This is a genomic window from Pseudonocardia alaniniphila (assembly GCF_022524485.1).
GTDB classification, from domain to species: domain Bacteria; phylum Actinomycetota; class Actinomycetes; order Mycobacteriales; family Pseudonocardiaceae; genus Pseudonocardia; species Pseudonocardia alaniniphila.
Window position 1 is genome coordinate 1 of the sequence record NZ_JAKXMK010000076.1, and the last position, 7,845, is coordinate 7,845.

At 70.0% G+C, this 7,845-nt stretch carries 6 protein-coding genes; 4 read left to right on the forward strand and 2 right to left on the reverse strand.

The window, feature by feature from the left end; translation table 11 throughout:
- A partial coding sequence (locus MMF94_RS42865; protein WP_241043248.1) for a hypothetical protein occupies window positions 1-287 on the reverse strand: 287 nt, incomplete at its 3' end.
- Window positions 288-1,128: 841 nt separating this feature from the next.
- On the opposite strand from MMF94_RS42865, the gene MMF94_RS42870 reads away from it, so the two are divergent.
- The 3 genes from MMF94_RS42870 to MMF94_RS42880 all read left to right on the forward strand — a co-directional run bounded on the left by MMF94_RS42870 (window position 1,129) and on the right by MMF94_RS42880 (window position 5,653).
- On the forward strand, window positions 1,129-2,097 hold the full coding sequence (locus MMF94_RS42870; protein ID WP_241043249.1) for an alpha/beta hydrolase: 969 nt from the start codon (window positions 1,129-1,131) through the stop codon (window positions 2,095-2,097).
- Window positions 2,098-2,327: 230 nt separating this feature from the next.
- Window positions 2,328-4,529, forward strand: a complete 2,202-nt coding sequence (locus MMF94_RS42875; RefSeq protein ID WP_241043250.1) for an FUSC family protein — start codon at window positions 2,328-2,330, stop codon at window positions 4,527-4,529.
- An 80-nt stretch (window positions 4,530-4,609) separates the two neighbouring features.
- Window positions 4,610-5,653 carry a MerR family transcriptional regulator gene (locus MMF94_RS42880; protein ID WP_241043251.1) on the forward strand — a complete coding sequence of 348 codons (1,044 nt, stop codon included), beginning with the start codon at window positions 4,610-4,612 and terminating at the stop codon, window positions 5,651-5,653.
- Window positions 5,654-5,672: 19 nt separating this feature from the next.
- On the opposite strand, the gene MMF94_RS42885 is transcribed toward MMF94_RS42880, so the two are convergent.
- A complete protein-coding gene (locus MMF94_RS42885) occupies window positions 5,673-6,410 on the reverse strand; it encodes a TetR/AcrR family transcriptional regulator (protein WP_241043252.1) in 738 nt (245 codons plus the stop codon).
- Between the two features lie 84 nt (window positions 6,411-6,494).
- On the opposite strand from MMF94_RS42885, the gene MMF94_RS42890 reads away from it, so the two are divergent.
- Window positions 6,495-7,691, forward strand: coding sequence for an FAD-dependent monooxygenase (locus tag MMF94_RS42890; protein ID WP_241043253.1), 1,197 nt, complete (start codon window positions 6,495-6,497; stop codon window positions 7,689-7,691).
- The last annotated feature ends 154 nt before the right edge of the window (window positions 7,692-7,845 follow it).

Consider the following 7,845-nt stretch of genomic DNA (forward strand, 5'->3'; position numbering starts at 1 on the left):
CCCGCCTCCACAAACCCCCGCCCCGTCGCCAGACCAACCACACCCGAACCAACAATGAAGATCCTCGACGCCTGCATGTGATACACGCCTCTCCATTCTTGACATTCAATCTGGACGAGTTCGGCGAAGACGCCCTCGAAGTCGATACGAACCTTGTTACCCAGGTGTTCGGGCGTGCAGTCCGCACCGATCGGACTCCGTATCGGATGGCCCGAGCGTGGAGATGTACGCAAGTCAGAGCAGGTCCGACAGGCACGATCGGGGCAGCCGGCGACCGCGGCGATCAACCCGAAAATCCACCCTTTTCGACATAAACCATGACAGCCGCCGTGCTATTGGTAACCGCTTCACTCCACAGTCCGGCCGACTCGGCCCACGATAGGGGCACGTCACTACCGAACGTGACGCCACGCTTATCAGCATTGCTAAAATTCGGAACCCGAAGGCAACCGAATCCGGGCACCGCGACTGCTACATTCAGGCGTCCGTCGGGTGGACCTGATGTCGATCTCGATCTACTCCATTGTCGGCACCGAGGCGCACGGGAACGAGCCGAACCATCCCGGTGTGGGTGACCTGCGGCGAATAGATCAGCACGTCGCCCCACCACGTCCCGACGCCGTCTCGGCTCCTCGGCGTCATGGCCATGCCGGGCCGAGCAGCGACGGCGGCACCCGATCGCCGCGATCACCGGCTCGCGACGACCTGCCGCTCATCGCCGGGCCGCGCCGATCAGCACGACGACGTGACGACCCGGGGCCCGGTGGGAGCCCTGAGCGGGTCGACCTCCGGCCACCGGGCCGGCCCGGCCCCACCGGTTCCGACCACGTCGAGCAGGAACGCCGGCCTCCCCACGCCGGCCGAGTCCGCTCGCCGGCAACTACGGCGAATCGCCTATCAGCGGCGAGACTCCACGAGGCCCGGTTAACTCCTAAAGCACATCTTCAGCACGAATACCGATATTCATTCAATTCGCCTGTATCTACCGGCGAGCGGATCCACCTGACATAGCCCGGCCCGTCGGATACGATGCGCGCAGAAGTAACTTCGGCGGGTGATTACAAGTCGATGGGGACTACGTTGTCCACCGTCGCCCCACACCAGTCGAACTGGACTGATGGGTGCCCGATGCTGCTTCCTCGCCCCCCGTTCGACCCGGAGCTGGAGATGGCGCGTACCACGCTGCTCGCCGATGTCCCGGCATCGCTCACCCCCGAGATGGTGCCGGAAGGCCGCATTCGCACAGCGAAGTCAGCGGTTCCGATCGAGCACCTCATACACGATCGCCCGATCATCGTCGAGCACCTTCAGGCGCCCGGCCTCGCCACGGAACCGGCCGTCACCCTTTCCGTTCTGCGCCGCCCCGATTCCGCACCGAACGCGCCCATCGTGTATTTCACACATGGCGGCGGCTACCTCTTCGGCGACCGGTTCAGCCAGATCGATCTCGTTCTCGACTGGATCGAACGGCTGGGAGTCGTGGTGGTCACCGTCGAGTACCGGCTCGCCCCGGAGAATCCGCATCCAGCGCCGATCGAGGATTGTTATGCGGGCCTGCTCTGGATCTCACAGAACGCTCACAACATCGGCGGCGACAAGGATTCGCTGCTCGTGGCCGGAGTCAGTGCGGGCGGCGGTCTGGCGGCGGGGCTCGCCCTGCTGGCCCGCGACCGTGGTGGGCCCCATCTGACCGGGCAGCTGCTCATGTGCCCGATGCTGGACGACCGCAACGACAGTCTGTCCGCGCAGCAGTTCGTCGGGGTCGGCGTCTGGGACGCGATCAGCAACGCCACGGGATGGGAGGCGCTGCTCGGCGCCGAGTGCGGCACCGACAGCGTCAGCCCCTACGCGGCGCCGGCACGAGCCACCGACCTGTCCGGTCTTCCGACTGCCTTCATCGACTGCGGTTCCACCGAGACCTTCCGCGACGAGGACGTCGACTACGCCGCGCGCCTGTGGGCCGCAGGCGTGCAGGCAGAGCTGCACGTCTGGCCTGGTGCCTTCCACGGCTTCGACACGTTCCTCCCCAACTCGACCCTCGCCGTCGCGGCCCGACGAGCCCGTGAGCACTGGCTGCGCCGTCTGATCACGGGCTGAGCGACGCGGTCCCGCTACCCGCCCGAACCAGGGCAGCGTGATCCTCGGCGCACGGCTCCCGACCGGCTCGCCGAGAACCTCGCGGCGGTCGATCTCACGCCCACCCCCCGTGAACTGCGGCTCTGCACGCTCACCCGCCCCCTTCCCGCCGGTTCACGGCGGCTGCTGCCGTCACCGGCGAGAAACCTCAGCAGCCCGTTCGCGGGCCACCGCCGTGCAAGACTGGGTTGGTGTCGTGGGTCGGGGAGCTCCGCACCAAGCTGACCGCGATCGATCCGGGCCTGGTCCGACTGCGGCTCGCCGCGATCGGTACGGGGTCGATGGCGCTCGCCGCCGGGATCACAGCACTCATCGCGAACCAGCCCGTCACCGTGGTTCTGCTCTCCGCCGTACTGGCGATGATCTGCGTCGTCTCGGTCAACGAGCCCGAGCTGGAGCGCCTGCGGGTCACCACTGCGCTCATGGCCGTGCCGGCCTGCACCGCGGTCGCGGCAGGCACGTTGCTGGCGCCCCACCATCTGTTCGCCGACATCGTGTTCGTCGGGGTGATGGTCGGCGCGGTCTACATCCGCAGGTTCGGTCCACGTGGGTCCGCGCTCGGGATGGCCGCCTTCAACGCCTACTTCTTCACGCAGTTCCTGCACGCCGCGCCCGACCAACTGCCCTGGCTGCTGCTCGCCACCGCCATCGGCGTCGGGTCGAGCGTGCTGCTGCGGGGCTTCCTGTTCTCCGAGCGGCCGGGGCGCACCCTCGTCCGGCAGCTGCACGCATTCGACGCCCGTGTGCACGACCTCGTCGGCGCGGTCGTCGACCTGTTCGCGGACGAGCCGGCGAAGCTCGACGGTGACCTGCGCGATCTGCATCGCAAGCACGCCCGGCTGAACGAGACCGCGCTCCTCGTATCGGCCACGGCGACCCGGAACGAGTCGGAGCAGTCCGCGGGATCGGGCCCGACCGCGGGCGACGTGCCCCTGCGCGTGCTCGACGCCGAGCTGTCCGCGGAACGCCTCGCCGTCTCGAGCGAGCGTGTACTCACGGCCGGCATCTCCCTGTCGCACGACACCCGCCGGATGCTTCTCGACGGGCTGCACGGGCTGCAGGCCGCCACCGCCACCGGCACACCGAACGCGATGGTGGCGGCGCTGCTCGACGGAGCCGAGCGCAGCGTCGCCCCCATCGTCGGGGAGACGCGCGGATACGGCGACCGCGTGCAGCGGGTGGCGTTCGCGGTGACGCGGCTCGCCCGGGCGATCAGGACCCTGCGGTGCCCTGACCAGCCGGTTCCCGAGGTCTCCGAGAGCCATCCCGGGGCCGCTCCGATACCCGAGTACACGCCGAGCGACAGCAGCACCGAGACCGCGGAGGACGCCACAGCGCCCCGGGGGATGCTCCTGACCACCCGTCAGGCCATCCAGGTGGGGGTCGCCACCAGCTTCGCGATCGTCGCCGGTGAGCTCCTCTCGCCCTCCCGCTGGTACTGGGCCGTCATCACCGCCTTCCTCGTCTTCGCAGGCACCACCAGCCGCGGCGAGGTGCTGAGCCGCGGCTGGGGACGCATCCTCGGGACGATCGGCGGCGTGATCGCCGGGATGGGCCTGGCCCTTCTCGTGTCCGGCAGCCAGGCGGCCGCCCTGATCCTGCTCTTCGCGTGCATCTTCGTCGCGATCTACGTCGTGCAGCTCTCGCCGTCGTTGCTGGCGTTCTGGATCACCGCCGTGCTCGCGATCCTGTACGGCCTGATCGGGCAGTTCAGCGTGGCCACGCTGGTGCTGCGGATCGAGGAGACAGCCCTCGGCGCGGCACTGGGGATCCTGGCGAGCTACCTGATCTTGCCGAAGCGCACCAGGGACGCGTTCGGGGAAGCTCTCGACGAGTACATCGACGCCGTCGACGCGGTGCTCACCACGTCGGTCGACCGCATCCTCGGGCGCGAGTCGGCCGAGCACTCGGTGGAGCTGGCGAAGAACGTGCACGACACGATGGCCACCCTGCGCACCCGGGCCGCGCCGCTCGACAGCCCGCTGCCGTGGCGGCGGGGACGGTCGAGCTACCACCGCATGGTGCAGATGCTGAGCGCCGTCGACCACTACACCCGTTTCATGGCGCGGCTCGCCGACCACGTGGATGCACCGGGGTGGTCTGCGCTGTGTCCGGCGGTGGAGCGTGTGCAGGCCAACCTCGACGGGCTGCGCCGGGCCGTGCTCCAACGCGATCCCGGCGAGATCCGCTCCGCCGAGGACGTGATCGACGCCGCGGAGTCCGACGCGTCGCGCCAGCCCGACGTGCACCGGCTGGAACGGCTCGCCGTCAGCCGCATGTTGCGCCGGATCGACCAGGCTGTGTGCACGCTCGCGGAAGACCTCCGCCTGCGCGATCGGGTGCAGTTGCGCGAGAGCGCACGCGCGCCGTCGGGAGCAGGCTCGAAGATCTGACGCAGCCGGGGTTGACCTTGCCCCCGGGGCAGCCCACAGCCTCGTCGCACAGGGCACCCGGCCCGGGACGAGGAGGGACTGTGCAGCTGCTGACGATCGGCGCGTTCGCCCGTGTGGCACGGCTGTCACCCAAGGCACTGCGGCTCTACGACGAGCTGGGGCTGCTGCGCCCGGTCGAGGTCGATCCCGCGTCGGGTTACCGGTACTACTCGCCGGACCAGCTCGACCGGGCACGGCTCGTGGCGTGGCTGCGGCGGCTCGGGATGCCCCTGGCCAGGATCGCCCAGGTCATCGCCCTGCCACGGCAGGCGGCGGCCGACGCTGTGGGCGCGTACTGGCAGGAGATCGAGATCGAGATCTCCGCCCGGCGGGAGCTCGCCACCACCCTCGTCGATCACCTGTCCGGGAAGGACACAGCCATGACCGACGCAACCACCACCATCACCCTGCGCTGGGCCTCGGCCTGCGAGCGCGGCCTGGTACGGCAGGCGAACCAGGATGCGGTCCACGCCGACGACGGCCTGCTCGCCGTCGCCGACGGCTTCGGCCCGGCCGAAGGGCCGTCGGCCAGCGAAGCGGCCATCGGGGCGCTGGCCCGGGCCGGCGTCTCGGCCGGCGAGGTGCTGAACGCCCTCGACGACGCGCTGTCGGAGGCAGCGGCTGCCGTCACCGCGATCGGCCCGCCGTTCGGGACGACCCTCACCGCGCTGGTCCGGTCCGGGTCGCGCCTCGCGTTGGTGCACGTCGGCGACTCTCGCGCCTACCTGCTCCGCGACGGCGTCACACACCAGATCACCACCGACCACACCCTCGTCCAGTCGATGGTCGACGAGGGACGGCTGACCATCGCCGAGGCGGCGTCCCACCCGCAACGGGCGCTGCTCGTCCGCGCGCTGACCACCGAGGAGCGCCCCGACGTCGAGCTGCGGGAGGCACAGGTCGGCGATCGGTACCTGCTCTGCACCGATGGGGTGCACGCCGTGCTCGACGAGAGCGTGCTTCGCGAGTCGATGCGTGAGGACGACCCCGCCGCCGTCGTCACACGGATCGTCGAGCACGCCCATGCCGGCGGCGCGCCCGACAACCTGGCCTGCGTGGTCGCGGACGTCGTCGCCACGACGTGACGCCGCGGGAAGGCCCGAGCTAGCCGGAGCTCCGGGCGCGGGTGGTGACGAGGAGCTCGACGCCGTCGAGGATGCGGTTCAGGCCGAAGTCGAGGGCCTGGTCCTGTGCGCCGTTCCTGCGTGCGGAGTCGAGGGCCGCCACGAGTGCGGGGAACCGCTCCTCATGGCCGTGCAGAAGAGCCCCGATCGCCGAGTCCATCGCGCGCTCGGGGCTCTGACTCGCGGTCGCCGCCCCTTGCTGGGCGATGGTGCGGACGTGACCGACGAGCGTGACGGCGACGTCCAGGATCTCGCCGCCGTCGAGCCCGGTGCCGGAGAGGGCGGCGACGGCCTGCTCCAACCAGCTGATCTCGTTGGGCCCCATCGGCCGCGCACCGACGGTGGTCTGCAGTGCCCACGGATGACGCCAGAACCGGTCGAACATCTGGGTGGCCCATTCGTGCAGCTGCGGGCGCCATCCCCCGGCGACCGCGTCGAGCCGCACCGGTTCGCCGAGGGCCGTATCGGTCATGAGCGCGACGAGCTCGACCTTGCCGGGCACGTACCTGTAGAGCGACATCTTCGTGAAGCCGAGCGCCTCGGCCACCCGCTGCATGGTCACAGCAGGTATTCCGTCAGCGTCGGCGATCTCGATGCCGGCCCGCGCGATCACCTCCAGGCTCAGGGCGGGGCGAGGACCACGCCGCGGTTGTGGTCGCCGCCCCCAGAGCAGGGCGAGCACTTCTGCGTAGTCGCCTGCCTGGTCTCCGACCGCCATCACCGCTCCTCGTGCTTGCCGACACCACGCAACCGTGTCTATGGTACACAGTGTCTGTCGGACACAGTTTTTGAGGAGAGCGACATGAGCACCCTTCCGCTGCACGGCTTGCGCGTCCTCGTCTCCGGAGCGGGGGTGGCAGGGCCCGCGGCCGCGCTCTGGCTCTCGCGGTTCGGCGCAACGACCACGGTGGTGGAGGTGGCGCCCGCGCTGCGGACCAGCGGATTCGCCGTCGACTTCCGCGGGCCGACACATCTGGGCGTGCTGTCGAAGATGGGCGTGCTCGACGAACTACGCGCCCTCCAGACGCACGCCGGCGCGATGAGGGCCGTCGACGAGCAAGGCCGGCAGATCTTGGAGCTACCGGCCGAGTTCGCAGGCGGCGACATCGAAGTGCTCCGGCGCGATCTGTCCCGCGTGTTCCACGATCACAGCGCCGACCGTGCCGAGTATCTGTTCGGCGACGCCGTCACCGAGCTCACCCAGACTGCGGAGGGCGTGCACGTCGATTTCGCCCGGGGCGCGTCACAGACCTTCGATGTCGTCATCGGGGCCGACGGGCTCCATTCCGGGGTGCGCCGTCTCGCCTTCGGCGCGGAGGCGGAGTACGTCCGGCATCTCGGCCACTACCTCGCCGGCTGGGATCTCCCGAACGACCTCCGCGTCGGCACCACGCCGGAGCAGTACAACGTGCCCGGGCGGATGGCGAGCGTCGCCGCCGACCAGCACGAACCCGGCCGGGCGGGCGCCTTCGTCGTGTTCGCCTCCCCGCGCCTCGACTACGACTGGCACGACATCGACCAGCACAAGAAGCTGATCGCCGACGCACTGGCCGGTATGCGCTGGCACGTTCCCCGGCTGCTCGACTCCCTGCGTGAGGCACCGGAGCTGTATTTCGACTCGATCAGCCGGGTCAGCGTGCCCCACTGGTCGAGCGGGCGGGTCGCCCTGCTCGGCGACGCCGGATTCGGGCTCACGCTCGGCGGCATGGGCGTGGGCACGAGCGTGGTCGGCGCCTATGTGCTGGCCGGTGAGCTCGCCGCGGCCGGTGGCGACCACCGCACGGCGTTCGCCGCCTACGAACGTCGTCTGCGCAGCTACGCCGGGCGCTGGCAACGAGCCGCCAACCCGGGGCAGTTCCTCGCGCCGTCCACGGCCATGCGCCTACGGCTGCGCAACGCCATGTTCCGCAGCAGCGTGGTGCGCCGCGTACTCGTCGCCGGCACCACATCGCTGGCGACGAAGTTCGACCTGCCGGACTACGCCGCCCTGGCCACCTGACACGGCCGCTCAACCGGACCGGACGGGCTCCTCGTGCTCGGGCTCGATCGGGCGGGGCCGTAGCTTATGGCGTGGCCGTGTGGGCACCGTCAGGTCCAGCGGTGGCACCGGGTAGTCCGAGGCCAGCTCGATCACCGGCTCCTCGACCTTGCGG